This is a genomic window from Bacillus sp. FSL R9-9410 (assembly GCF_038050385.1).
Taxonomy (GTDB): domain Bacteria; phylum Bacillota; class Bacilli; order Bacillales; family Bacillaceae_G; genus Bacillus_A; species Bacillus_A cereus_U.
Map to the genome: position 1 here is coordinate 30,382 of NZ_JBBOTV010000002.1, position 25,051 is coordinate 55,432.

The window sequence follows — 25,051 nt, forward strand, 5'->3', positions numbered from 1 at the left end:
AGATGCCCTTTGGCATCTTTTTTTGTCGTGAAATAGCCACTGTGCAAATTCATTATTATTGTCTACAATGAGAAAGTGCAGTATAGAAATATTAGAAACTGTATAAAGTGAAACTATAATCAGTGGGGGTGTTCATCCCCCGTTGATTATTAGCCTTCACCAATCGGGTAGCAGGGCTCCCACCTAACTTCTTTGCTCCAGCCGAATTTTGAGGTGGGAGTTTTACTGCCCGCAAATAGCGGGATAAAAAGATTGTTAATAGGTTTTTTAGTTTAAAATCGGTACATAGAAAGGAAGCACTATGGAGGAACTACAACAAAATAAATCTGCTTTAGAAGGAAGCGGAAAACCGTTATTAAAAAATACGAACTTCCTTTTTCTTTGGGCAGCTACTCTCTTTTCAAGTTTTGCTTTAGCCTTTTTTACTTTTTCACAAACATGGTACATAGCAAAAACATTAAACCTTGAGGCTTCACTCGGTATTGTTTTCGTGGCTCTTAGTGTTCCAAGGCTCATCTTTATGATTATCGGCGGAGCATTAGCTGATAAATTCCCGAAAAAAAATATTATGTTTTACTCTAATATTATTCGCGCTATTCTTGTCGCAACTATTCTCACCTGGTTCATCGTCGGTGATGTAACACTATATACATTTGCTTTGTTCGCTTTGTTCTTCGGACTCGCTGACGCTTTCTTCTGGTCAGCAGATGGATCTATTCTGCCTGAACTTGTAGAAAAAAGCCGTTTAACACAAGCAAACTCACTTACTCAAATGACAAACCAAGGATCGGTCATCTTGGGCCCTGTACTTGGCGGTATTCTCATTAAATTTACGAACTATGAAACGATTTTTTCAATTACAATCCTGCTACTCATTATCGCCGCAATACTCGTTCAAAAAATACAATTTACAGTACCCGAAAAAAATGAAACAGATAAAGGCATGTTTACTTCTATTAAAGAGGGGATTTTATATGTAAAAGAATCACCATTTCTTTCAACTTTCCTCATATGTAGCGCCTTTTTAAACTTATTTTTAATCGGCCCAATGCAAGTGGGCTTCCCGCTCTTCGTCAAAAACGTCCTGCACGGTGATTCACTTCAGTTTAGTTACTTAGAAGCGTCTGTTGGCGGCGGGATGGCGATAGGAGCTGTCATTGTCGGATTAAAAAACATTAACCGCAGACGTGGTCTATTTTGTATTATCATGATGCTACTGTCTGGTATATTCTTCCTAGCCATTAACTTTAGCACCGTACTTTGGCAAGCGTTATTAGCTGGAATGTTTTACGGTATTACAATTGCGATGGCTATCGTTCCACTTATGGCAATGATTCAATCAACAGTAAAAGAAGAGATGATGGGACGCGTTATGAGCTTACTCATGCTTTCATCGATGGGATTCATTCCGCTCTCTTACGCATTTACATCGCTTGCACTTGGAATCGGCATTCCAATTGTAACGGTTATGAAAAGCGGTGCAATCGCTGTTATCGTCTTTGTACTATTTGTAGCAATTCGTGTTCCAGTTGTAAGAAAGTTCGATTAGCTACTTAGAGTCATGTATTATACGCATGACTCTTTTTTAAATGGATCGAATAACGGTATTCCCTTACTTCTCCTTAATGCCGCTCCCCACTCTAATCCAATTTCTAAAAATAAATCTCGCATCGTACTATACAACAGTGCTCCAACATCTTTACGAATTTCTCCGTACTTATACGCTCTCACAACACTTTTTACCCTCCAAATTAAATTTCCACGCGCTTCTTCATCAGCTAATATTCCCTCTAATAAAGCACCTTGTTCTAGTAATCCGCTCTTTTTATAAGCAAGTTCAACCTTACTCCAAAATATATTAATCTTCTTCGGATTACTCGTCATCGGCACCAGCGCGTATATAAAAGGCTTCGGTATATCGTGACGACAATACGTTTCATCAAGCTCATACGTTACTTTTCTTTTCTCTTTTATTGGTGGAATGTTTTTAGAAAAAATTGTTTCCCCCTCATTTTTTTGCTCATTTCCACTACAGCCGTCTGCACAATCACCACTTTCACATGCGGACATTTTCATACGGTCATCCATGCGGTCAATCGCAGATTTAAGAAATACATATAAGTTTGCACTATATCCGCCGCGCTTATATCTTTCTTTTGTCGCAACACGCTTTATAATTCCAAGCTCCTCTATCTTCGCAATCGAGCGACGTACCGTCCGAATACTCTTTCCAATATTCGTCGCAATTGTCTCCATTAACGGACAAGCAACACCAACTGTTTCGTTCTTCTCATTAACCGCATATTTTCCTAAAAAATGAATAACTAAAGAATCAGTCTTATTTAGTTGAAACTGATAACATTTAAAAACTTGTTTTTGATATGCATTAAACTCCTCTTTACTTCGAAATTCACTATATGGTTTCATTAAGTTATATAAGCTTCCCATTTTTATCACCTCATCTATAGGTAAAGGGCAGGAAGAGAAATTGGCGTGATATTTAATATTTTTTATTGGAGATGAAAATATGATTGTAATTAGCGCTTGTTTAGGCGGCATTGCTTGTCGGTATGACGGCAACGATAATCTCGTTTCAAAAATAGAAGAGTTATTACAAAGGGAAGACACCATCCTCGTTTGTCCCGAAGTATTGGGCGGTTTACCGACACCTCGTCCTTCGGCTGAAATTATCGGCGGTAATGGTGATGACGTTTTAGATGGAAAAGCAAAAGTGATGACGAAAGAAGGCCAAGATGTCACGGAGGCTTTCGTGCGTGGTGCTTATAAAGCATTAGAACAAATAAAAGATTTAAACCCAGAATATATAATTTTAAAAGAACGCAGTCCATCTTGTGGTAGTTCCACTATTTACACAGGGGAATTTAACGGCAATAAACAAACTGGTTACGGGGTAACAACAGCTTTATTTAAAAGAAATGGATTTAAAGTAATTTCAGAAAAAGATTTTGAGAATAAGAAAAGGAATTGACTACGTTCGTCAATTCCTTTTCTTAACTACTTATTTCACACCTAATTTTTCTTTCACTTTCGCAGGAAGCTCGTCCTTTTTCACTTCTTCCCAAGCAGTTACACCTTTTTTATCTGAGTGGAATACACGTAAGAATGCTTCTTTACGAAGATTTTTCGCAGCGGTAAATTCTAATTCTTTCTCTTTACCTTCTTTATCAAAACCAGTTAGTTTATATTGGTAATCTTTATATGGCGCACCATCATTAGATTTACCATTGTACTCTTTTCCATCAACTGTAATTTGAACGTAATACTCATCTTTCCCCATACGGTTTAAATCACAGCCAACTAAAAGGCTTGCAAATACAACTAAAATACTAAAAAGTGCAATATATCTTTTCATTTCCTTCACCTCATGTGTTTTTCTTATATTGTTATCTTAAAGCCTAAGCTTGAAAGAAGAAATTCAAAAACATGACATGAACATTACATTTTTGTAAGATAATAAATTAAAACTTTAATCAGTGTTTTTTCATTGAAAACGTTATTGGTACTCATCTAGCCTAGTCATGACAATCTATTAACGCCAATAACGTCTTCCACGCCAATTTTTCCACTTGTCACGAATCTTATCACGTAATTTCCTTATACCGCTTATTACACCCTCTATTACGCACTCTATTATGATATCTATTACAAGGTAACTTACAAATCTAATTATAGGTTTAATCATATATCTCCCTACGAATTCAAAAATATCGTCAATCTTGCGTCCCCTCCCGTAATTAATTTACTATCGCTGTAATCCATCTTCTACTACCTGCGCAACAGTTCCATTTGGTTCGAAGATTACGCGTAATGTTCCTTCGCCGCCATACCCGGTATAGCCGTATACTGAATACGATTTATATTTCTCAATCATACGTGGCTGTCCAATCGCAGCTTTCACCTGATTTGCGGGCATACCTTTTTTGATTTTCAAATAGTGATTATAGTCTACTTCGGCCGAATCGTTATTTACATCTTTATACCACGGTACGCGGTCGTTTTTTTCTTCATATTCCTTTACAGGCTCTTCACTGCGTTTCGTAGATACCTGATTCTCTTTATCCGCATCCCTTATAGCAGTACGTTCAATATTCACAACATAGCCATACGTATTTAATTCAACCATAATTTCATATGTACCATCCGTATCCTTTTCAGTATAAAATACACGTTTTTCCTTGTTATTGTAGTGTTTTATATTCTCACCACCGTAGTCAATCTCGTTAAGAATATCCGTATATGTCATGCCTTCCTCAATCTTTTCGGCTTCGTCACGAGAAATATAACGCTTCTGTGACGATGTAGCGTCCTCATATTTAATGCTGTCACGTTTGCTCGTAGTCATAGGCGTTTCCTTCTGTTCTTTTAATACTTCCGCTTCCGATTTCACTTGTTGCTTTGCTCCCGCTTTTGTTAACACGTCTGTATCGTTAGAACAAGCTACAAATATTGAAGCCGTAACCAACGTCATCCCTAATAACAGTACTTTCTTAAATGACTTCATTGTAATTCCTCCGGCAGTTTTTAATTTCTAGTAATTAGCGTATTTTAATTACTATGGAACTAGTCAGTTCTATACAATTTGATATGTCCTTCCCCTTCATGCATCCTCTTTAACCTTCTTCTTGCATATATTCACTATCTTTGTCCTGCTCTTTTTCTTTTTAAAGGCAAAAGAAAAGACCTTCTAACGATTTGATTTCATCGCTAAGAAGGTCTTTATATGCAACCTACCCATTCAATTTCCATTTAGCATAACGGAATGAAAAAACTTAGCAATCTTCCGGCTTACCAGCATTCGACGCTGTACGGAAAGATGATCCACATCCACATGATGCAATCGCATTTGGATTGTCGATTGTGAATCCGCCGCCAAGCATAGATTGTTTATAGTCAACTTTCACTCCCTTTACAATCGGAGCACTTTCTTTATCGATAACAAATTCAACACCGAAAAACTCAAGAACTGTGTCGTCTTCCTTTGGTTCTACTTCAAATCCTAAGCCGTAAGAAAGACCACTACATCCGCCGCCATGTACAGCAAGGCGCACGTATTTCTCTCCATCTTCAGCATCTTTTAACATATCTTTAATTTGAAAAGCTGCTTGTTCTGTTACTTCAATCATGAAATACACCATCCTTTCTGTTCTCATTCTATTATACATCTTTACGCTTCTATCTTGTACTCATACACTCCGCGGCAAATTATTTCCGCAGGTCCTTTCATTAATACATTTCCTTCTTCTGTCCATGCGATCATTAAGTCGCCGCCTGCTAAGTGAACTGTAATTTCTTTATCGTGTTCCATTTTTCCATTTAAAATTGCCGCAACGACAGCTGCGCATGCTCCTGTCCCGCAAGCTTGTGTTACACCAGATCCACGTTCCCAAACGCGGAAATTCATCTCTTCATCATTCAAAATCTCGATGAATTCAACATTCACTCGCTCTGGGAACATTTCATGTGTCTCAAGAACCGGTCCTAACGTTGTAAGAGGCGCTTTTTCTACATCATCAACAAAAATAACTGCATGCGGATTCCCCATTGAAACAGCTGTAAATGCATAACGGTGATTATTGTATAAGAAGTTTTCACGAATAAATGGCGTTTCTCCTTCACCAAGCATCGGTATCTCTTCACGTGTTAAACGAGGTGCCCCCATGTCAATTTTCGCTAATGTAACTTTGTCATCTTCTACCGTTACTTCTGCCGTAACAATACCAGCTAACGTTTCAATTGTGAAAACTTTACCTTCTACTAGTTTATGCTCATACGCATATTTCGCTACGCAGCGTAAACCATTTCCACAGCTCTTTCCCTCTGAACCATCGTTATTAAACATGCGCATTTTTACTGGTGCCACGTCAGAAGGACAAATTAAAATCATTCCATCTGCACCAATACCAGTATTAATATTTGAAACCTTTTCGGCTACAAGAGCTAAATCTTCTTCTCTAATTTGTTCCTCAAACATATTTACATATATATAACTATTTCCAAGACCATGCATTTTTGTAAAAGAAAATTGGCTCATTTTTATTCACTCCAAAAATAATTTATTATTTCAAGTATAAAATGCATGCTTTTAGAACACAATATGAATGTCCCCCCTTTCTCATATTTGACAGTATTTTGGCAATAAGCCGTTCTTACACAAATCGCGTAAGAAAAAAGCCCTTCTAAAAGGGCCTTTTTTTTCGAAATAAACACTCCTAATAAATGAAAAAAGAAAAACGTTGCCTGTTTGCAACGCTTTAAAACATTGGATTTTCATCCATATAATCATATACATTATTTACAAGTTCTTCTACTGTTGCACCTTGTACAACTTCACCATTTACAAGTGCAAATGGACCTTCAAAACAGATGCCACAATATCCTAAACAACCATATTCCATTACGTCTAAATTAGGATCTTTTTCTAATTTTTCTAAAGCTGCTTGCGAACCGCTTGCAAGGTTACCTACACAAAATTCGATTAATGGTTTAATCAAAACTCTCCCCCCTGTATCTCTAAACAAATTACCATTTACTTTAGCTGGTATGTGCATACCTAATTTGCGAAACGGATAAGTAACCCTCTCTACTTGTTACCATTTCACTTTATTTATAAGAAGAAAACTAAGCTGTTTCTTGTTGTTTTCGTTATATATTCTAAACTATTTAGTTACTTCACTATTTCACTTCCAATAGATAGTCTTCTTTATATAACATACTACTCATAATGAAATAGTAAATAATAACTAAAAAATAAAAACAGTTTACTTTACTTTTCTTCTTATTGTACAACAGAGTATTCATTCATGCATTGTTATTTGTTCACAAATTCGATATAATTTGATTGTGTAAAGTCAAAATATTTTATTAATATAAAGTTGTATGATTAGGGGATATTTCAACAGAAAAGGGGTAATCCATCATGAAACACCTCGTACTACTAGGTGGTGGCTACGGTGGAATGAGAATTCTGCAGCGGCTACTTCCAAGCAACCAACTTCCAGATGATGTACAAGTGACATTAATCGACAAAGTACCATATCATTGCTTTAAAACTGAATATTATGCATTAGTTGCGGGTACAATTTCAGAAACGCATATTCGTATACCGTTTCCTGAGCACCCACGTCTCAATATTCAATACGGCTCAGTAACAAATATTGACCTCGAAACGAAAGCCGTTCATCTCGATGGCGGTGAAACGATTCAATATGATGATTTAATTATCGGACTTGGCTGTGAAGATAAATATCATAACGTTCCTGGGGCGAAGGAATATACACATAGCCTACAGTCAATTGAACAAACACGTAAGACATATGAACAATTAAATAGCTTAGAACCAAATGCAACAGTAGCTGTCGTTGGGGCTGGTTTAAGCGGCGTTGAAGTGGCAAGTGAACTTCGTGAGAGCCGTTCAGATTTAAAAATCTATTTATTTGATAGAAAAGATAGAATTTTATTCCCATATCCAGAGAAATTAAGTAGATACGTAGAAGAATGGTTTGTAAAACATAAAGTTACCATTATACGAAACTCTAACATTACAAAAGTGGAACCAAACATTGTATACAACCATGATGAACCACTTGAATGTGATGCAATCGTATGGACAGCTGGTATTCAAGCAAATGAAGTTGTTCGAAACCTTCCAGTTGAACAAGATGGTAGCGGACGGGTTGTTTTAACGAAATATCACAATATTCCGAACAACGAGCACGTTTATGTCGTAGGAGATTGTGCAGCACTTCCACACGCACCATCTGCTCAACTTGCTGAAGGTCAAGGAGAACAAATTGTCCAAATATTATTAAAACGTTGGAATAATGAACCACTTCCTGATGAACTGCCTGTTATTAAATTAAAAGGTGTTCTCGGTTCTCTCGGCAAAAAACACGGATTTGGTTTACTAGCAAACCAACCATTAATGGGACGTGTACCGAGATTATTAAAATCCGGTCTTCTTTGGATGTACAAATATCATAACGGTTAATACTTTAAAGACTGTCTACTATGTAGGCAGGCTTTTTCTATTCATTTTTTAAAAAATAACTTTCGCAATATAGATTCACAAAATTTTTCTATTTTAATATTAAAAACTATTGATTAAAAGTGTATGCTATATGTAATAGTTATTTTATTTAGGACCGAATGCGTTCGGTCTTATTTTTTATGCCATAAATACTACACATAATAGGAGGCATTTCATTTCACTTATGAACTTAACAAAACTAAATAATCGAATAGAAGTGAAAAAGAAAGAATTAATTCACCTCGTTGAAAAATATGGATTTGCTCACGATAAAGTCATTTCTCTTAGTCAAGACTTAGATCGTTTACTAAACTTATTAACAAAGCTAAATACTTCCGTCTCAAGACGTTCTAATCCTACAAACAAAGAAAAGAGATGTTCCTTCTAAATAGATTTTTTCTATTTTTCTCTCTTTTTGATACGATATAACTAGAATCAGAAAGGAGCAATTTATGTTTATATTAAAAGACATCATATATAAAGATATTCTACACATTCCTTATTTACAGATTCAAAAAGAAAAAATAACTTGTATTATTGGTGAAAGTGGTAGTGGTAAAAGCACATTACTGCGTATGCTAAACGATTTACAATCGCCAACATCTGGCACAATTGAATATAACGGAAAATCTATTTTAGATTATCCTCCCGTTCAATTACGCCGTGAAGTTGTCATGCTCGGACAAACTCCGCCTATTTTTGATGGAACAATTAAAGATAATTTATTAATGGGACTTCGATTTTCTGAAAAGCCATTTCCAAATGACGATGCCTTGCGGAACGCATTAACGACTGTTAGCCTAGATAAAAAATTAGAAGATAACGCCTCTTCTTTATCAGGTGGCGAAAAACAAAGACTTGCTTTCGCTCGCATTATACTAATGGATCCGCCCGTCTATTTATTAGATGAACCAACTTCGGCACTAGATGGTGATACAGAACGCCGCGTTATGAAACAATTCACTATACTTGCAAGAGAAAAGAAAAAAACAGTTATCTTCATTACACACTCACAGCAACTTCCGGAAGAAATTGCAGACGATATCATTGAAATTAGTAAAACAAACGGTGCAACTAGAAAGGAAGTGCTATCAATTGAAGGGCGTTATTGAACTACAAATTTGGCAACTTGCAGCTGCATATATTTTCATCCTTATTTTAATCGGGCTTGTGAAATTAAAAGGAATACCGCGTGAAAAACAAATTACAATTGCTACATTACGTATGACGATTCAGCTTGTACTAGTCGCATATGTTCTTACATACATATTTGAAAATAGTAATCCGTTTTATACAATAGCTCTCATTACTTCTATTACTACATTTGCGATTTTCAACATTTATAAACGAATAAACCTTCCTATGTCAAAAGAATTAAAAAGAGTTGCTGCCATTTCCATGATTGCTGGATCAATTGGCCCTCTTCTACTATTTATCTTTGTCATTATCGGGCACGATCCTTGGTATGCTCCGCAGTATATCGTTCCTATTGCCGGTATGCTAATCGGTAATGCTATGACAGGTATTTGCCTCGGGGCAAACACCTTTTTAAACAGTATGAAATCACAAAGAGACCATATTGAAGGTGCACTTATGCTTGGGGCAACTCCAAAACAAGTAGCCGCCCCGCTTATACGAGATGCTTTCGATTCTGCTATTTTACCAACAATTAATTCTATGGTCGGAATGGGGATTATAAGTCTTCCCGGCATGATGACAGGACAAATTTTATCCGGTGTATCACCATTTACAGCTATTCAATATCAAATCGCCATTATACTCGGTATTTCCGGAAGCACTGCCTTTGCTGTTATTATCTTCTTACAGCTTGGATATAAAACATTCTTTAATAAGCGGTGTCAGTTGAAAGAGGTTGAAGTACAATCATAAAAAAGACGCTCTGCAAGTTACTTACAGAGCGTCTTTTTTCTTTGCTAACCTTACGCCTTCTTAACGAACTGTGATTTTAACTTCATAGCTCCGAAACCGTCGATTTTGCAATCAATATCGTGATCTCCCTCAACTAGACGGATACTCTTTACTTTCGTACCAATCTTTACAACTGAAGAAGTTCCTTTTACTTTTAAATCTTTAATTACAGTAACAGCATCGCCATCTTGAAGAACGTTTCCGTTCGCATCTTTTACAACTTTTGTACCGTCATTACTTTCAGCTTCTGCTTCTTTGCCCCACTCATGTGCACATTCTGGGCATACGAAAAGAACGCCATCCTCATACGTATATTCTGAATTACATTTTGGACAATTTGGTAAAGTAGCCATAAATCTATTTCCTCCGTTCATTATTTATACGTAAAAATCACTTCTGATGTTTACATCTCGATAAATAAAATTTGTATAGCATTTCTTTATACTGCCATAGTCTCACGTTATTGACAAGCCTACCTCAAATTCTCATTTTTTATTATATTTTATAAAATTTCAATTAGTATGGCGTTTTTTATGTCTTCCCCAATAAACAAAAGAAGAACCTTCACAAGGTCCTTCTTTTCAAAATTAACGAGTTCTCTCTAGAAACCCCAACTATTTTCTTCAATGTAAATTTGATACTCTTCTAATTCTTCTTCACTTAACTTCTTATTGTTTTCATATACTTCTTGCCACTCAAAATAATCTTCACTGAAATAAACAGCAAATTTAATTTTTATATTTTTCTTCTCTGCATAATCATAACCAGTAAACTCTACTACGTCATAATCCTTTTCTTTCTTTACAAACTTCCAAGTTGGATTATCATTCATAACCTCTAAAGTAAATCCTTCATCACTTGAACGAACAACATTTTTTATATTCGGTTCAGTTGGTAAAAGGGAAAGTCCGAACGTGGCTACACCAAATACTATCCCTACTATAACTTGTAAACCAATCATACCAACAAAACTAGCGCCACCCTTTGATTGTAAGTAATACGACTTCTCATAATCAGGCGTATCTTCTGCCTTATGTAAAATACGAACAGCGTGCTTATAATATAAACGGTTTCCTTGCCATCCAGTAAATATCATAACTCCTAAATGAAGAACTAAATTGAAAGATAAATAAATTCCATCTGAAATATCTATAAAAGGAGGTACAACTATACTAGGTACCGTCAATAATGTAAGTATAATAAACAACTTATACATTTTTCGATAAGCTAGCCAAAAATACGGGAAGAAAAATCCTACCCAATTCCATGTATTCCCTTGTGCTGGATTTTCTACTTTTCCCCATTTAAAATCATAATAAGCTGTATTCTTTTGAACAACTTTATGTAACTCTTGCGGAGAAATCGCTTCTTGTAAAACTGTGTCCTTCACGTACATCATCCTTCTCTTATTTCTATATAACTTTATTGTATATCTATAAAAAGAAGGAATCTAACAAAAAATAGTTATATTTCATAAAAATGAACGAAAATCGAATACATTCCGACAATTACCCATTCTATATTCCATTTTACTATTAAATATATTAAAATACTTATATATAAGACATTTAATACACTATGTTAAAGATCTTGTATATTCGCAAAAAAGGATGTCCCAAAATCATTTTGACACACCCTCCTAGCTTTTTATTATTTCAAACATATTTCTCCTTACACCACTATTCCAAATTTCCCTTCACTTTCTCAATAACATCTTCTATACGCTTAGCTATACATTCCGGCTCCCAATCTCCCTCACCGTGCATAGCCGTATAAACTGGACAATTCTCATCATTACTATCTACAAAGATTGGATCCCCAAGATATGAATCTATCCCAATTACAATCCATCCTTCTTGCCAACCTCCCTCTTCATTCCCGACTAAGCTTTGCCCTTCTTCATCAAAGCTATAACCAAGTTGTCCTTCTTCTATTTCTTCACTATTAAATAATTCGATTGTCATCGGTTCAAATTCACACTCTAACTCAATTTCATTATCCTCAGCGCGATCTACATGTGCTAACAATTGTTTAATTTTATTGTGGTTAATCATGATATCTTCCCTCTCTATTGCGCAATATTTTAATTAACTATAATATACAAAATAAAGTTTATAAAACTATTATTTGAGGTGACCAAATATGAAGACTACACTTTGGGCAGACGATGACTATTTAAAATTAGCACCTATTAACGACGAACTAATAAAAAAAGCAGAAGAAGTACTGAACGTAAAGCTCCCAGAATCGTACATAAATCTTCTAAAAGAACAAAATGGAGGAACTCTTCAATTAGATGCTCACCCTACTTCAGAGCCAAATTCTTGGGCAGACGATCACGTTAATGTTTCCGGTTTATATGGCATTTCTTTAGATGAAAATAAATCTAGTATTTTAGATAGCCATTATTTAATTCAGGAATGGGACATGCCTGAGAATATCGTACTTTTATCTGGGGACGGACATACGTGGATTGCATTAGACTATCGAAATGTTGTTGAAAATCCTCCAGTTATATTTATCGATAATGAGTTTGAGGAAATTATTGAATTAGCACCTAACTTTGAAAGTTTCTTACAAAACTTAACTACGTACGATTATGATGAAGAGTAAACCTCTCTCTCAAAAGAAGCAAGATTTCATTACAAAATTACACGCTACTTTAAAACCACTCGGTTTTAAGAAAAAAAGACACTCATTTTTCAAAGCTGAAAACGGATTTTATAAGCTTATCAATATACAAAAAAGCCAGTTTGGAGATGACTTCTATATAAATATAGATGTTCATCCAATCGGTCTCCCGCAACTTATTACGGACCAATTACAAGTAAAAGAAAACATTTCAATATTTGATTACATTCTACGAACGAGAATAGACCCTATACATATGAAACAGAACCAGTTATTACATAATGTTTCACATGAAACTATCCATATTCCGGATTACCTTTCTACTATTTTCGACTGGTTTCAAACGTGGGCTTCATATAAAAATTTAATAAAGACAACTATACATTCCATTACTTCCGTAATAGCTGTCGTTCCAATATTACAAGAAAAAGCATTTTTGCTTCTTACCTGTTTTTCTTTCTACAAATTAAAACAGCACAATGTAATTTCACATTGTGCTTTCTACTAGTGCTTTATATTCTTCTTGTAGCTTTTTAAATTGTTCTTCATACTTTTGCATCTTTACGGTATCCGTTTTCGAATTCAGGAATGGCCTTCTTCTTCCGGTCACCATTATATTTTTCCCGTCTATTGCATCGTTCATATATACATAAGGTTTAAAAAACTCACATTCCGTATATGGCAATGCTACAGATAATTTTGCATACTCTTCCACCTTAAATTGATTAGATAAGCTTAACTCCCTCAAATTTTTTAATTGTATTAAAGGTTCTAACGAATCATCTTTAACCTTTAAGTTCATAAGAGTAAGCTTTTTCAAATGCTGTAATTCAGCAAGCGGCTTTAAAGTTTGTACTTTCATCGCTGTATTTATCCCGCCGCCCATATAGAAGGTATTGAGTTGTGGACACTTACCTAAAGCACTTAAATCTTCTAGCTTAGAAAAATCATCAATTAGTAAAGATTTGAGTTGTTTATTATACTCGATATCCCATAACGTCTTCGCTTTTGTATTCCAGCATATATATAACTGTTGTAAATTAGATAATTTCTGAAGACTACTTAAATCCTCGACCCTCATTTCGTAAACGTATAATATATCGGGACGAACATACGTAAGAATATGCTCAAACTGCTTTTGATTTACTGCGAACACCCATAACTTCTTAACTTGTAAAGATGCTAGTCGTTCTATATTTTTTGTTTTCCCCTCAATCGCTAGCTCTTCTAAATCGCCAGCTATACTTACTAAATCTTTCGTAATATTCGGCTGCTCACCAATCGGAAACATTTTATCCTCCCCTACAACTCCCAAGTAATATTCATTTCTTCAAACGACTCTTTACTCACTTCCAACCCTTCGCTATCATTTGTTCCAATCATCGCTACCTCTTCTTTAGACAACATAATTTCCTCGTTTGGATTTTGGATTTTTCTCTCATACACTAATTGTAAAAGCTCTATTTGTTCCTCTGTCAGTTCATACTCTTCTTCCAATCTTTCAATTGCTGATTTCGTATCAAGTAGTGGGATTTCTAATAAGAATCCACCGTGTTCTTCCATCTCTTCAAATGAATCGATTGAATATGCACCGTTATCATCAATCCAAAATGCTGTTGTAATGAAAGGAACTGTTTCGCCTTCTACTTCTTCTAATACGTATTGAAGTGCTTCTTCTTTAGCAATGTCTACTACTTTCGAAGGTGCCCCTTCAAAATAATTTGCCGCATCAATCCACTCTTCCATTCTCTCGCTATTTACATCTTGAAGACATACGATCGTGTACTTCGGATGAAAAGTAATTGTCCCTCGTCCGCCTTGACTATCTTGCACACTATAGTTAAAACCATCCCACGAACTTTCAGGTGAGAAATCTGGATAATGCGCCACACTAATTGCACTCGCAATCGAATTAAAAATGCATCCTTTCCATAGTTGTTCTTTACTTATATGAAAGTTATATTTACTCATTCTCTTCCCCCGTATATATATGTTTTTTAATATTATCTTTCGACTTCTCATTCCTTGTAAAGTACTTTTTCATTATCTAAAAATAGTAAAAGCACCCTTCATACAAAGGATGCTTTTACTATTCACCTACCACTTTCGCCTACACTCCTCAATCACACTAAGCAAATACCTCTTCGTCATATCAGCCCGTCTCCAACTAGAGATTTTTCGCTTTTCCTTTGGATTATGCCGCATTCGCTCTACTTCTCTTAATAAAGGCTCCCACTTATGAGAGTAAAGTTCCAACATGTATTGCAATCCTCTATCTTTTGAAACAATTGTTTTATGATCTAACGTATATAAAATGCGTCCCATCGTAACGACAGCTGATTCTACCCATTCTTCTATGAAAAATAAATAGGGACGCTTCGCTTTTTCAAGCCAGTAATGTTCTACGTTATATTTCATTGTATTTACTACATCGTCCCATTTTATTTGAAAGGGAAGGTCTTCTACTTCTCTCCCGATAACTGTAATACCTTGGTTTTTCAATGTCCACCATGTGACTGCATTAATGTCCCAATAACCACTATCCGCTTTCCCCTCTGCACAATACACGTACTCATTTATTTCATGATTGTATTTCCCTAAGTCAGCAAGAGGAATATACATACCGTCCATTCTTTTACCTAACGTACTTTTCCTAATTTTTTTATGCAGTTCTATAATTTGTTTTTTTTCAGCTTCATTCACGGAATCACTTATTACCGTAACAAAGTCAACATCGCTCGTTTCTATATGAAATGCTCCTAGCGCGATTGATCCGTAAATATATACCCCGACTATTTTTTCATCCGAAAAAATTTCTTTTAATTCTACTATGTACTGCTCCATTAACTGTTTTACTTCTTCTGGTAAAGCATGTTTTATTCCATTCTCCACATCTATCCCTCCATATAAAAAAGCCTTCGCAAATTCGCAAAGGCTTCCTGATTTATAAATATTTCTCGATTTCTTCGTAAACATCCTTCAAACGAGGATTTCCTTCTCCAACAATTTCTCCATTTACAAGAACGACTGGATAAAATAAATCTTCCTCCACTACTCGCTCTGCGAATACTTTTTTATCTTCATCTTCTTGTTCTTCTTGAAAATCAATATACTCAAACTTAAATTTATTTTCTTGTCCTTCATATTTACGACCAATCGCCGCTTGTAACCACTCAAACGTTTCTGTTGAAGATGGCATTCCAACGCAGCTCGCACAAATTACTTTCGTCCCATACACTTGCACATTAACCATTTCTTCTCCCCCACTTCTCGTTCTAACAGCATATTCAGATATCTTATTGCATAAGCACATCATTTTACAAATTTATTCTATACCCCTATACTGAAAAAACACGTTGTAAACATGATATAATATTTCGACAATAAAACAAGAAGAGAAAAAATAGATTTTCCCCTCTATCTTGATTATAATAAAACTGATGAAAGGAGTCGATAAAAATGGAAAACCCACATATGCAAGAACAAGTATTAGAAGTATTAGATAAATTACGTCCATTCTTACTTCGCGATGGCGGAGACGTTGAATTAGTAGACATTGAAGAAGGTATCGTAAAACTACGCCTTATGGGTGCATGCGGAAGCTGCCCAAGTTCTACAATCACACTAAAAGCTGGTATCGAACGCGCACTACTTGAAGAAGTACCAGGCGTTATTGAAGTAGAACAAGTATTTTAATCTAAAAGCGGAAGCGGCTCGTTCAAAGCTACTTCTAAGAAAAGAGACCAAATTTGGTCTCTTTTTTTGTACGCAAACAAGAAATACTCCCCTATACTATTAACATCATAAAACAAAATTGGAAATCCTTCTCAAAAAATGCGATAATTAATATATAGTGAATCGTTCACACATATAAAGCGAAAAACATAGGGGGACGACGTATGCCAAAAATAGGGAGTACTTTTGTAACAATTCAAGAATTAGAACAGAAAAAAGAATATTTATTAAGTCTTTCACCCGTTATACCGACATGGAATACGAGCTATCAATTTTTATTTAAAGAAATACAACAAGAATTATTAAAAAAGGTAAATGAAAAAATTGAAAGACACCACATTATTTTAACTATATGTACAGATCAAAAAGTAGGAGCATAGCTTCTTATTATATAAAGATAGACACAGGTATCTTAAAAGTATAAAAAAAAGACCTCAATTGGTCTCTTTTTTATACTTTTAAGATAGCCAATCTAATTTCCTAATGCCTAACTTATCAACAGGTAAACGAAATGACTCGTAAAAATGATTCATAAATTGCTCAGTGCGCTTCACATCATGTAAAATGATTTCTAAACGAGCTCTATATATACCTTTTTGTTCTTCGTTTCCTGTTTGATAATATCGTTCAACCGTTTCAAAGTAGTGAAGCGGGAACAGAAGCCTTGCGAATAATAAGCGCCAACCAAATGAAGAGAGCGAATAATTACGTTCATAATCTGTAATGAATTGAACTACCGTTTGCTCCCAATCTTTCTTTTTTTCTATCATCATATAGCGAATACATTCTGCTATATCCCTACTTGGGTGATCATATACCCAATCAAAAGGAAGTTTTAAGCGCTTCGTTTGATGCCATAATAGAGGTGTAAATCGTTCTTGGCAAATTGTTGCTGCGTCAGTTATTTGTGGTGTATCGTCCATTTCTGTATCGACAACATATTGAATTGCATTTTCTGCAACTCCTAAGTAATATGGGAAGGATTCAATAAACAATTGATCGAATACGTCTGAAGGATGGTTCATCACTTGCGATTGCCAAAACCTTTCTAATTGGTCGAGCCTTTTTTCCCATAATGCTTTCCATTCGCCAATGCGGCTTAATTGCTCAACTTCTTCTGGAAAGAATGCGCCACGTTTATGGAATATAGAAAGCTCACTTCCTAATGATGTAGCATGTCGCTCTAACATACGCATACCTTTTAATAAGCAGTAATTTTTTTCTTCTATCTCACTTACATGGTAGCCGTGTATAGTCGGAACGAAAGTCGCAACAGTTATATCCCCTTGCTGGTTCATATAATCACTGAGCTTTTTCATCTCTACAAGTACTTCTTCCTCCATTTCTCCAATTGGAACAAGTACATAAATTTTGTTGCGAATCCAAAAGCTTTTATAGGGGCCAAGGGGGATTAATTCTTTAACATTCATGTGATAATGCTCATAAATATGCTGAATCATCGCAGTCGCCACCTATGGTTTTTCTTTATATATATGAGCTTGTGCTCGCCTTTCATTCCTATGCACATGATAAAGCAACGAAACGTATACAAATACTAAAAAGAAAAAAAGGTGATAAACATGAAAGACTCAAATCAACTACAAGAAAGAGCATTACACCTATTACAAGAACGCGGTGTAACAATTGACGATATTGCTGATCTTGTTCATTTTCTTCAAAAGAAATACCATGCAAATTTAGAGATGTCAGAATGTCGCTATAACGTTGAGCGTGTACTATCAAAACGAGAAGTACAAAACGCACTTATTACAGGCATTGAACTTGATGTCCTCGCTGAAAAAGGACTATTAAGTCAACCGTTACAAGATATCGTAAAACGCGATGAAGGACTATATGGAATCGATGAAGTCATCGCACTTTCAATCGTTAACGTGTACGGTTCTATCGGTTTCACGAACTTTGGATATATCGATAAATTAAAGCCAGGTATTTTAGAATACTTAAATGATAAATCAACTGGAAAGGTGCACACATTCCTTGATGATATCGTTGGCGGAATCGCTGCCGCTGCTTCAAGCCGTTTAGCGCACCGTGCTGAGCATTCGGAGTAACGTATCTAGGCCGTCAGTTTTATACTGACGGCCTTTCATATTCCATAAGCATGAACTCTCTTCCACGGCTCAAAAAAAGAGGTCCTACTTGAAATCCAATGTTTTTATATAGCCTAATCGCTCTCTTATTGAATGTCGCTACACTCAGTCGAAACATTTTCGAATTCAATTCCTCAGTAGCAAATGCTATTCCCGCTTGAAAAAATATTTCCCCCATCCCTTTCCCTGTTAAATCCGGCTTCATTCCAAGTCCGATATCTACTACATCTTCTCCCCTATATAAATTAGCATCTCTTCCACCTGGCACTTGTGCATTTTCTCCAAAACAAAAATAGCCGATGAATTCTCCCTTCGCATTACAACAACCGTAATACGTCCCATCTAGCAACTCTTCTATTACTTCAGCATCTCCTGAAAAGCTATATAACGTATAGGGCTCTTCATACTTCCACGTATTTATTTCTTTCGCTTCTTCCTCTGTTAACTTATGTATATCCATTCATCTCGCTCCTTATCAAATACTCTACTAATCTATATGTATTTACTCATTCATTTTCCATGATTGATTCTCCTCTACTTGTAATATGCATGATTGCATACGCACACCCATTTAAAAAATGCTAAAATTTATTTGAATCGCTGTTGTTACACTTCTTGATTAAGAAAGACCGTTAACCGGAAAATTAACGTCTTATCAAATTCAAGCAATTGGCACATGTTGTCATCATGAAAGATACTCGAAAGAGTGTCTTTTTTTTATACCCGAGCAGGACCTGCTCATTTACAAAATTAATGCATAAATTAATATAACTCTTAAACACATTATTCCCTTTCTATATGTTGCGGCGTTCGTTGCGACAGATTCGGATAATAAAAAGCACTCCAGCCAGAGTGCTTTTTACTTTCAAACAAGGAGGTTACATATATGGATAGTACTCTCGTATTTAACTTTGGTATCGGTATTGTTATCATTTTATTCGTCTTCTTTGTACTTTGTATGAGCGGGATATAGAAAGGCTATTTTTAGCGTCTTTATTTTAGAAATAAAAAACAGGCAACCTCTTCCGGTTACCTGCATTTCATTACATCTTCTCAATCCACTCCGTCAAGTTATGCACAACTTGCGTCGGTTGTACTTCATATTCTGTTAACTTCTCCACAGTTGTTACTCCAGTGTGGACAAGAAGGGTATGCATACTAGCATTTATCCCCGCTAAAATATCTGTATCGTAGTTATCCCCAACCATTAAAGCCTCATCTTTTCCTATGCCAAGCACTTTTAACGCTTGTTCCATAATGATTGATTCTGGTTTACCAATAAAGATTGGGTCCACACCTGTTGATACTGCAACAACTGATGTTAATGAACCGTTACCTGGTAATAACCCGCGCTCAGTCGGAATTGCGATATCCCCATTTGTTGAAATAAACGTTGCACCGTTACGCACAGCAAGACATGCTTTTGCTAATTTTTCATATGTGATATCTCGATCTAAACCAACAATGACGAAATCAGGATTTTCATCCACAAGTTCAAATCCTTTTTCCACAAGAGCAGCGTGTAAGCCTTCTTCACCAATCATATAGACAGTTGCATCTTGTTTGCGCTCATAAATAAAGTTCGCTGTAGCCATGCTCGTTGTGAATACTTGCTCCGCTTTCGCTGGAATATCGAAACGAACAAGTTTTTCTGCAACTTGTTCTGGTTTACGAGTTGAGTTATTTGTAACGAATAAATATGGAATACCGCGCTCTCCTAATGTTTTTACGAAATCGCTTGCTTCTTCAATTTGTTCTTCTCCGCGATACATCGTACCGTCTAAGTCAATTAAATAACCTTTATACATCTATTTGTCTCTCCTTCTATGCTAACGTTCTCATCTATCATACCACTCTTATATTAACCCCTTTTTCAAAAGAAAAAAACGCTTTACCCTAAAGCGTCCCATAACGTTCATTTTTTCTCTTTTATTTGGTACGAACAATTACAATCTCCCACACACATGTTCGTTAACGTCTTCACATTTGCACCTGTAAATAACCGCTTGTACATATCTTTTTCATCTTCACACACTTGCGGGAATTTCTCCGCTATTTCCTTTAACGGACAGTTTTGCTTTTCAAGTATGAAAGAGCGTTCCCCATCTCTCTTTACTTGAACCATATAACCATTTTTCTCTTGCATAGCAGCTATTTCCTGTACTTTATACGCTAAATTACTTTGATTACTTATCTTCTTTTGCAACTGCTCTTCCATTCGTTTCGTTCTCGCTTGTAAAACGTAACGAAGTATTTTTTCATCGCCCATTCGAGCTAAATCATCTAGTATTTCAATAGCAAACTGCTTATATTCTTTCGGGAATGTATCTTCTCCCTTTTGACTTAATCCATACAAATATGTTGGTCGTCCAACATGCTGCCTTAGCATCTTTGAATAAATTAGCTCATCTTTCTCAAGATTACTTAAATGCCTTCGGATTGCCATTTCCGTAATCTCTAAAGCTTCAGCTAATTCTGCTACAGTATGCTCGCCCTTTACCTTCAACAATTGTACAATCTCTTCTTTCGTCGTACGTGCTTGCCCCATAACTCGCCCTTCTCCCTTTTCTCATATACAATATAAGATCCCCAAAGGAATCTCCGGGGATCTTATAAGCACAATTATTCTGGTACAAATGCAGATACAGGCCCTAATTCCTTTTCTAAATAACTGTGAATATTCGCTGGGTATTTCTCTACCACGGCGATATGTTTTTGAATCGTCTTATATAATTCATCATGATTCATGTGAATATAATCTTGCGTAAGCATTTTTCGAAGAAGAATAATTTCTTTAATATGCGCTCCCTCTTCTCCACTTATAACTCTCTCGTCCATTAAAATATCAATAATATCTTCGTAACTTCCTGGATCGCGCATAATAAATCCATCAATCATCGCATTTCCTACATCTAATATACAATCGATAATAAGATGGGCTATGCGCTCTAATGCATAAAATTCAAACTCGGTTTCATATGTCTTTTTCTCTTGAAATGTATTTGTTGCTCGTTCTAAACATACTAGCATTTGTTCTATTTTCTTTCTGTCTACGAAGTACATGAATGTCACCTACCTGGAAATTAAAGCATTTACATTTTAATTGTAACGCTTTCTTCTGAAAAAATCGACAATTTTTCGAATTCACCTTTTCCTCGTTATTTGTTATAGTTATATTTGTATGATTTTTGAAATTGGAGGAATGCAACCTTGGAACGTGAACTCGCACTAGAAATTGTCCGTGTAACAGAAGCAGCAGCCTTAGCATCCGCACAGTGGATGGGCCGCGGAAAGAAAAACGAAGCAGATGATGCAGCAACTACAGCTATGCGTGATATGTTCGATTCAGTACACATGGCAGGTACAGTTGTAATCGGTGAAGGAGAACTTGATGAAGCACCGATGTTGTATATTGGTGAAGAACTAGGAACAGGTAACGGTCCAGAAGTAGATATCGCCGTTGACCCACTAGAAGGTACAAACATCGTTGCGAAAGGCCTTGCAAATGCAATGGCAGTTATCGCAATCGCAGATAAAGGAAACCTTCTTCATGCTCCGGATATGTACATGGAAAAAATCGCGGTTGGTCCAAAAGCAGCTGGTAAAATTAGCTTAGATGATCCAATTGAAAAAACAATTGAAATTGTAGCAGAAGCAAACAATAAAAAAATTCGTGACCTAACGGTTATCATCCAAGAACGTGAACGTCATCAAGATATTATTGACCGTGTTCGTGCAAAAGGTGCACGCGTAAAACTATTTGGTGATGGAGATGTTGGTGCATCAATCGCTACAGCTTTACCTGGAACAGGTATCGACTTATTCGTAGGTGTAGGCGGAGCTCCAGAAGGCGTTATTTCTGCAGCAGCATTAAAATGCCTTGAAGGTGAAATGCAAGCGCGCTTAGTTCCAATGAACGAAGAAGAAGAAGCTCGTTGCCGTGAAATGGGATTAGAAGATCCTCGTCAACTTCTTATGTTAGATGACTTAGTATCTGGTGATGACGCAATCTTCTCAGCAACAGGTGTATCTGCTGGTGAATTATTAGACGGCGTGAAATTCCTTGGCGGAGATTTAGCTGAAACATATTCTATCGTTATGCGTTACAAAACAAGAACGGTACGATTCATTAAAACGCATCATCATTTAGATCATAAACCACACTTAAACTTAGATATTTAATAAAGGAGCCATGTGTATGGAAGAACGTTTCTTTCTGTACGACGATACAGTCGCTACAAAAACTCGTTTCGTTAGCTTTATGGGGGAAAATGAGCGTCATGATTTAGCGCTTCTATACTCCGATCGTCATTACGGTAAAACGATAGTCCTTGATATGCAGAGCAACAAATTTGCTCTCATCGGTCCTGACGATTTAAACGAACCAGGCTACTTAGAGCACGCATTTTCGATGTCTGAAGAAAATGCAGAAGAATTACGCTCATTTTTATTTGAACTTATATAATTTATCTGGTGCACCAGCTATGTTAGCTGGTGTTTTTTTATTGTTATTATTCAGAATTTTCCAACCTCTATGTTATAATTAAGAATAGATAGAAGGAACGTCAAAGTATATGTAGTTTCTTCGGGCTTATTCCTGTTGTAATTTTCCATAAATAAGTAATTACGATAATAAACACATTCATTTGTTTTTAAATATACTCCAACACTTAGTCCTAAAAATAAAAAAGTGGCATCAAATCGTTTGAGAGAAGAAGCTCCTCATCGTATGCAGTTGCAAAGTTTATGGACACGTTCTTATTTTGTTTTTATTGCTAGAAATGTATCAAATGAACGATGATGGAAATCAAAAAATAAGGGGATGAAATGTATGTCACAGACCCTAACAGTGAAAGTGAAATTGATTCCAACAAAAGAACAAATCCGTTTATTGGAACAAAGTAGCCACGAATATATTAAAGTTATAAATACACTTGTATCAGAAATGATTGAAGCAAAGAAAAGTACGAAGAAAAGCACAAAAGATATTGAAGCGAATATCCCAAGTGCGGTGAAGAATCAAGCGATTAAAGACGCGAAAAGTTTGTTTGCTACAAAAGTAAAGAAAAGCAATTATAAAATTATTCCGATTCTAAAGAGGCCTGTTTGCGTATGGAACAATCAAAATTATTCATTTGATTACAATTATATTTCAGTCCCTTTGATGATACATGGAAAGTCAACTCGTTTAAAGATACGCGCTTTATTAATCGATAAAAACAATCGCAATTTGGATTTGTTAAAGCATAAGTTAGGTACACTTCGTATCATAAAGAAATCGAATAAGTGGATGGCCCAAATATCTGTCACACTTCCTACAAATGAAAGAGTAGGAACAAAAGTTTTAGGGATAGACCTAGGCCTCAAAGTCCCTGCGGTAGCAATCACAGATGATGATAAGGTTCGCTTCTTTGGAAATGGTAGACACAACAAATATAAGAAGCGTAAGTTTCGTAGTGTCCGTAAGAAGTTAGGAAAAGACAAAAAATTGAATGCCATTCGACGATTAGATGATAAAGAGCAGAGATGGATGCAAGATAAAGACCACAAAATAAGTCGTGAAATCATTGATTTTGCGGTGGATAATCATATTTCTGTCATTCGATTAGAACAACTAACGAATATAAGACAGACGGCAAGAACAAGCCGTAAAAACGAAAAAAACCTGCACACTTGGTCATTCTATCGTTTGTCACAATTTATTTCGTATAAAGCAATGCTAGCTGGTATTCAGGTTGAATATGTGAATCCAGCTTATACAAGTCAAAGTTGTCCCAAATGTTCTGAAAAGAACAAGGCGCGGGATAGAAAATACAAGTGTCAATGTGGATTTGAGACACATCGCGATATCGTTGGAGCGATGAATATTCGCTACGCAACTGTGATTGATGGTAATAGTCAATCAGCCTAAGCACCTATATGGTCTGGTTTAGGAGGGGCAATGAGATGCCCTCATCTTGAAGGCTGTTCAAAACAGAAATGGACTGCGAACGCTTAGTCATTCAAGAATCCCACCCGTGACTCCGTAAGGATTCGGGCTTGCGACTTTAGTCGTGGGAGTCTCAAGTTCCTTTGCCACTAATATAAGAGGTGAAGGAAAATGCAAAAAGTACAACTTTCTTGGAGTTTATATGAAAATCAGCAAAATACAATCGAAAAGTATTGTAAAAATTGTAGACGCACTCCCCTATTTACTGACACGAATATTCGCAGACATAATGCAAACGGAAAGAACATATATCGATTTGCAATTTATAAATGTCCGAAAGATCATACGTGGAATCAAAAACTTCATATTTATAAATCATTTACTGATCACGTCGAAACTGTCGATATGACTCAGCAAGAACAAACGGAAACAAGTACTACCATTTCCATTACACAATACAAAGAAAGTGGTATAGCCGAAATAACGATCGTATTAGACATAGTTTTCGGTTCCCACAGGATTGATAAAGTGTTATCCACATATATTTCAGATTGGAGCCGCACTATCATTGTGGATAAAATTAAAAATGGGCATATCCAATTGAACGGACAACAAATGAAACCAAACAAGACGCTTTCTGAAGGTGATTACATTTCAATTTGTTTGTAA

32 protein-coding genes and 2 pseudogenes are annotated in these 25,051 nt (G+C 35.9%); 16 read left to right on the forward strand and 18 right to left on the reverse strand.

Features of this window, described 5'->3' with window-relative positions; genetic code table 11:
• Nucleotides 1-301 precede the first annotated feature (301 nt).
• Nucleotides 302-1,549: an MFS transporter gene (locus MKX77_RS24090; protein WP_201032012.1), complete on the forward strand. Its 1,248-nt coding sequence runs from the start codon at nt 302-304 to the stop codon at nt 1,547-1,549.
• Between the two features lie 17 nt (nt 1,550-1,566).
• Here MKX77_RS24090 and MKX77_RS24095 read toward each other — a convergent pair whose 3' ends face one another.
• The gene (locus MKX77_RS24095) at nt 1,567-2,448 is read right to left on the reverse strand and encodes a helix-turn-helix domain-containing protein (RefSeq protein WP_341308012.1); all 882 of its coding nucleotides are present in this window, start codon (nt 2,446-2,448) and stop codon (nt 1,567-1,569) included.
• Nucleotides 2,449-2,527: 79 nt separating this feature from the next.
• On the opposite strand from MKX77_RS24095, the gene MKX77_RS24100 reads away from it, so the two are divergent.
• Nucleotides 2,528-2,989 carry a DUF523 domain-containing protein gene (locus MKX77_RS24100; RefSeq protein ID WP_215554603.1) on the forward strand — a complete coding sequence of 154 codons (462 nt, stop codon included), beginning with the start codon at nt 2,528-2,530 and terminating at the stop codon, nt 2,987-2,989.
• Between the two features lie 30 nt (nt 2,990-3,019).
• On the opposite strand, the gene MKX77_RS24105 is transcribed toward MKX77_RS24100, so the two are convergent.
• The 5 genes from MKX77_RS24105 to MKX77_RS24125 form a co-directional block, all read right to left on the reverse strand.
• A complete protein-coding gene (locus MKX77_RS24105) occupies nt 3,020-3,373 on the reverse strand; it encodes a YxeA family protein (RefSeq protein WP_215554604.1) in 354 nt (117 codons plus the stop codon).
• 390 nt (nt 3,374-3,763) lie between these two features.
• Nucleotides 3,764-4,522 carry a hypothetical protein gene (locus tag MKX77_RS24110; RefSeq protein WP_341308013.1) on the reverse strand — a complete coding sequence of 253 codons (759 nt, stop codon included), beginning with the start codon at nt 4,520-4,522 and terminating at the stop codon, nt 3,764-3,766.
• A gap of 268 nt (nt 4,523-4,790) precedes the next feature.
• Nucleotides 4,791-5,144 (reverse strand): HesB/IscA family protein, encoded by a 354-nt coding sequence (locus MKX77_RS24115; protein WP_002034566.1) that lies wholly within the window; start codon nt 5,142-5,144, stop codon nt 4,791-4,793.
• A 41-nt stretch (nt 5,145-5,185) separates the two neighbouring features.
• A complete protein-coding gene (dapF, locus tag MKX77_RS24120; RefSeq protein WP_002145090.1) occupies nt 5,186-6,052 on the reverse strand; it encodes a diaminopimelate epimerase in 867 nt (288 codons plus the stop codon).
• 220 nt (nt 6,053-6,272) lie between these two features.
• Complete coding sequence (locus MKX77_RS24125; protein WP_002015892.1) at nt 6,273-6,512, reverse strand: YuzB family protein; 240 nt, start codon at nt 6,510-6,512, stop codon at nt 6,273-6,275.
• Nucleotides 6,513-6,937: 425 nt separating this feature from the next.
• Between MKX77_RS24125 and MKX77_RS24130 the strand changes: the two genes are divergently transcribed.
• From MKX77_RS24130 to MKX77_RS24145, 4 genes are all read left to right on the forward strand, one after another.
• A complete protein-coding gene (locus MKX77_RS24130) occupies nt 6,938-8,008 on the forward strand; it encodes an NAD(P)/FAD-dependent oxidoreductase (RefSeq protein WP_215554607.1) in 1,071 nt (356 codons plus the stop codon).
• 223 nt (nt 8,009-8,231) lie between these two features.
• Complete coding sequence (locus MKX77_RS24135) at nt 8,232-8,435, forward strand: aspartyl-phosphate phosphatase Spo0E family protein (RefSeq protein WP_215554608.1); 204 nt, start codon at nt 8,232-8,234, stop codon at nt 8,433-8,435.
• A gap of 64 nt (nt 8,436-8,499) precedes the next feature.
• Nucleotides 8,500-9,159 (forward strand): ABC transporter ATP-binding protein, encoded by a 660-nt coding sequence (locus MKX77_RS24140; RefSeq protein WP_341308014.1) that lies wholly within the window; start codon nt 8,500-8,502, stop codon nt 9,157-9,159.
• A complete protein-coding gene (locus MKX77_RS24145) occupies nt 9,143-9,937 on the forward strand; it encodes an ABC transporter permease (RefSeq protein WP_341308015.1) in 795 nt (264 codons plus the stop codon). The genes MKX77_RS24140 and MKX77_RS24145 overlap by 17 nt, the downstream gene beginning before the upstream one ends.
• A gap of 50 nt (nt 9,938-9,987) precedes the next feature.
• Here the strand turns inward: MKX77_RS24145 and phnA are convergent, their stop codons facing one another.
• The 3 genes from phnA to MKX77_RS24160 form a co-directional block, all read right to left on the reverse strand.
• Nucleotides 9,988-10,329 carry an alkylphosphonate utilization operon protein PhnA gene (gene phnA, locus MKX77_RS24150; protein ID WP_212935071.1) on the reverse strand — a complete coding sequence of 114 codons (342 nt, stop codon included), beginning with the start codon at nt 10,327-10,329 and terminating at the stop codon, nt 9,988-9,990.
• Between the two features lie 248 nt (nt 10,330-10,577).
• Nucleotides 10,578-11,372 (reverse strand): DUF2628 domain-containing protein, encoded by a 795-nt coding sequence (locus MKX77_RS24155; protein WP_215554610.1) that lies wholly within the window; start codon nt 11,370-11,372, stop codon nt 10,578-10,580.
• A 283-nt stretch (nt 11,373-11,655) separates the two neighbouring features.
• Entirely contained in the window at nt 11,656-12,030 is a 375-nt protein-coding gene (locus tag MKX77_RS24160; protein WP_215554611.1) for a hypothetical protein, read from the reverse strand.
• 88 nt (nt 12,031-12,118) lie between these two features.
• On the opposite strand from MKX77_RS24160, the gene MKX77_RS24165 reads away from it, so the two are divergent.
• Together MKX77_RS24165 and MKX77_RS24170 are read left to right on the forward strand one after the other, a co-directional pair.
• Complete coding sequence (locus tag MKX77_RS24165) at nt 12,119-12,589, forward strand: SMI1/KNR4 family protein (protein WP_341308016.1); 471 nt, start codon at nt 12,119-12,121, stop codon at nt 12,587-12,589.
• Nucleotides 12,576-13,100 (forward strand): annotated as a pseudogene (locus tag MKX77_RS24170) (DUF4304 domain-containing protein); the annotation flags it as partial. The gene MKX77_RS24165 and the pseudogene MKX77_RS24170, both read left to right, overlap by 14 nt.
• Here MKX77_RS24170 and MKX77_RS24175 read toward each other — a convergent pair.
• From MKX77_RS24175 to MKX77_RS24190, 4 genes are all read right to left on the reverse strand, one after another.
• Nucleotides 13,095-13,898, reverse strand: coding sequence for a leucine-rich repeat domain-containing protein (locus MKX77_RS24175; RefSeq protein WP_341308017.1), 804 nt, complete (start codon nt 13,896-13,898; stop codon nt 13,095-13,097). The pseudogene MKX77_RS24170 and the gene MKX77_RS24175 sit on opposite strands and share 6 nt — an antisense overlap.
• A gap of 11 nt (nt 13,899-13,909) precedes the next feature.
• Nucleotides 13,910-14,578, reverse strand: a complete 669-nt coding sequence (locus MKX77_RS24180) for a hypothetical protein (protein WP_341308018.1) — start codon at nt 14,576-14,578, stop codon at nt 13,910-13,912.
• 126 nt (nt 14,579-14,704) lie between these two features.
• Nucleotides 14,705-15,499: a nucleotidyltransferase domain-containing protein gene (locus MKX77_RS24185; protein ID WP_341308019.1), complete on the reverse strand. Its 795-nt coding sequence runs from the start codon at nt 15,497-15,499 to the stop codon at nt 14,705-14,707.
• A gap of 52 nt (nt 15,500-15,551) precedes the next feature.
• Nucleotides 15,552-15,860, reverse strand: a complete 309-nt coding sequence (locus MKX77_RS24190) for a YuzD family protein (RefSeq protein ID WP_002068102.1) — start codon at nt 15,858-15,860, stop codon at nt 15,552-15,554.
• A gap of 206 nt (nt 15,861-16,066) precedes the next feature.
• On the opposite strand from MKX77_RS24190, the gene MKX77_RS24195 reads away from it, so the two are divergent.
• Nucleotides 16,067-16,303 carry a NifU family protein gene (locus MKX77_RS24195; protein ID WP_000431159.1) on the forward strand — a complete coding sequence of 79 codons (237 nt, stop codon included), beginning with the start codon at nt 16,067-16,069 and terminating at the stop codon, nt 16,301-16,303.
• 203 nt (nt 16,304-16,506) lie between these two features.
• A complete protein-coding gene (locus tag MKX77_RS24200; RefSeq protein ID WP_002068096.1) occupies nt 16,507-16,722 on the forward strand; it encodes a hypothetical protein in 216 nt (71 codons plus the stop codon).
• Between the two features lie 78 nt (nt 16,723-16,800).
• Here MKX77_RS24200 and yutH read toward each other — a convergent pair whose 3' ends face one another.
• Entirely contained in the window at nt 16,801-17,802 is a 1,002-nt protein-coding gene (gene yutH, locus MKX77_RS24205; protein WP_341308020.1) for a spore coat putative kinase YutH, read from the reverse strand.
• A 120-nt stretch (nt 17,803-17,922) separates the two neighbouring features.
• Between yutH and MKX77_RS24210 the strand changes: the two genes are divergently transcribed.
• A complete protein-coding gene (locus tag MKX77_RS24210; RefSeq protein WP_341308021.1) occupies nt 17,923-18,414 on the forward strand; it encodes a phosphatidylglycerophosphatase A family protein in 492 nt (163 codons plus the stop codon).
• A 19-nt stretch (nt 18,415-18,433) separates the two neighbouring features.
• Here the strand turns inward: MKX77_RS24210 and MKX77_RS24215 are convergent, their stop codons facing one another.
• The 4 genes from MKX77_RS24215 to MKX77_RS24230 all read right to left on the reverse strand — a co-directional run bounded on the left by MKX77_RS24215 (nt 18,434) and on the right by MKX77_RS24230 (nt 21,516).
• On the reverse strand, nt 18,434-18,913 hold the full coding sequence (locus MKX77_RS24215; RefSeq protein WP_341308022.1) for a GNAT family N-acetyltransferase: 480 nt from the start codon (nt 18,911-18,913) through the stop codon (nt 18,434-18,436).
• 583 nt (nt 18,914-19,496) lie between these two features.
• Entirely contained in the window at nt 19,497-20,261 is a 765-nt protein-coding gene (locus tag MKX77_RS24220) for a TIGR01457 family HAD-type hydrolase (RefSeq protein WP_341308023.1), read from the reverse strand.
• A 107-nt stretch (nt 20,262-20,368) separates the two neighbouring features.
• The gene (locus MKX77_RS24225) at nt 20,369-21,001 is read right to left on the reverse strand and encodes a helix-turn-helix transcriptional regulator (protein ID WP_341308024.1); all 633 of its coding nucleotides are present in this window, start codon (nt 20,999-21,001) and stop codon (nt 20,369-20,371) included.
• Between the two features lie 74 nt (nt 21,002-21,075).
• Nucleotides 21,076-21,516, reverse strand: coding sequence for a DUF86 domain-containing protein (locus MKX77_RS24230; protein WP_341308025.1), 441 nt, complete (start codon nt 21,514-21,516; stop codon nt 21,076-21,078).
• Between the two features lie 147 nt (nt 21,517-21,663).
• On the opposite strand from MKX77_RS24230, the gene glpX reads away from it, so the two are divergent.
• The 5 genes and pseudogenes from glpX to MKX77_RS24255 all read left to right on the forward strand — a co-directional run bounded on the left by glpX (nt 21,664) and on the right by MKX77_RS24255 (nt 25,051).
• Nucleotides 21,664-22,635, forward strand: a complete 972-nt coding sequence (gene glpX / locus MKX77_RS24235; protein WP_215554620.1) for a class II fructose-bisphosphatase — start codon at nt 21,664-21,666, stop codon at nt 22,633-22,635.
• Nucleotides 22,636-22,651: 16 nt separating this feature from the next.
• The gene (locus MKX77_RS24240; RefSeq protein WP_215554621.1) at nt 22,652-22,918 is read left to right on the forward strand and encodes a DUF3055 domain-containing protein; all 267 of its coding nucleotides are present in this window, start codon (nt 22,652-22,654) and stop codon (nt 22,916-22,918) included.
• 163 nt (nt 22,919-23,081) lie between these two features.
• Nucleotides 23,082-23,254: pseudogene (locus MKX77_RS24245) on the forward strand (transposase); the annotation flags it as partial.
• 30 nt (nt 23,255-23,284) lie between these two features.
• Nucleotides 23,285-24,364 carry an RNA-guided endonuclease InsQ/TnpB family protein gene (locus tag MKX77_RS24250; protein ID WP_078173457.1) on the forward strand — a complete coding sequence of 360 codons (1,080 nt, stop codon included), beginning with the start codon at nt 23,285-23,287 and terminating at the stop codon, nt 24,362-24,364.
• A gap of 189 nt (nt 24,365-24,553) precedes the next feature.
• Complete coding sequence (locus MKX77_RS24255) at nt 24,554-25,051, forward strand: cytoplasmic protein (protein ID WP_341308026.1); 498 nt, start codon at nt 24,554-24,556, stop codon at nt 25,049-25,051.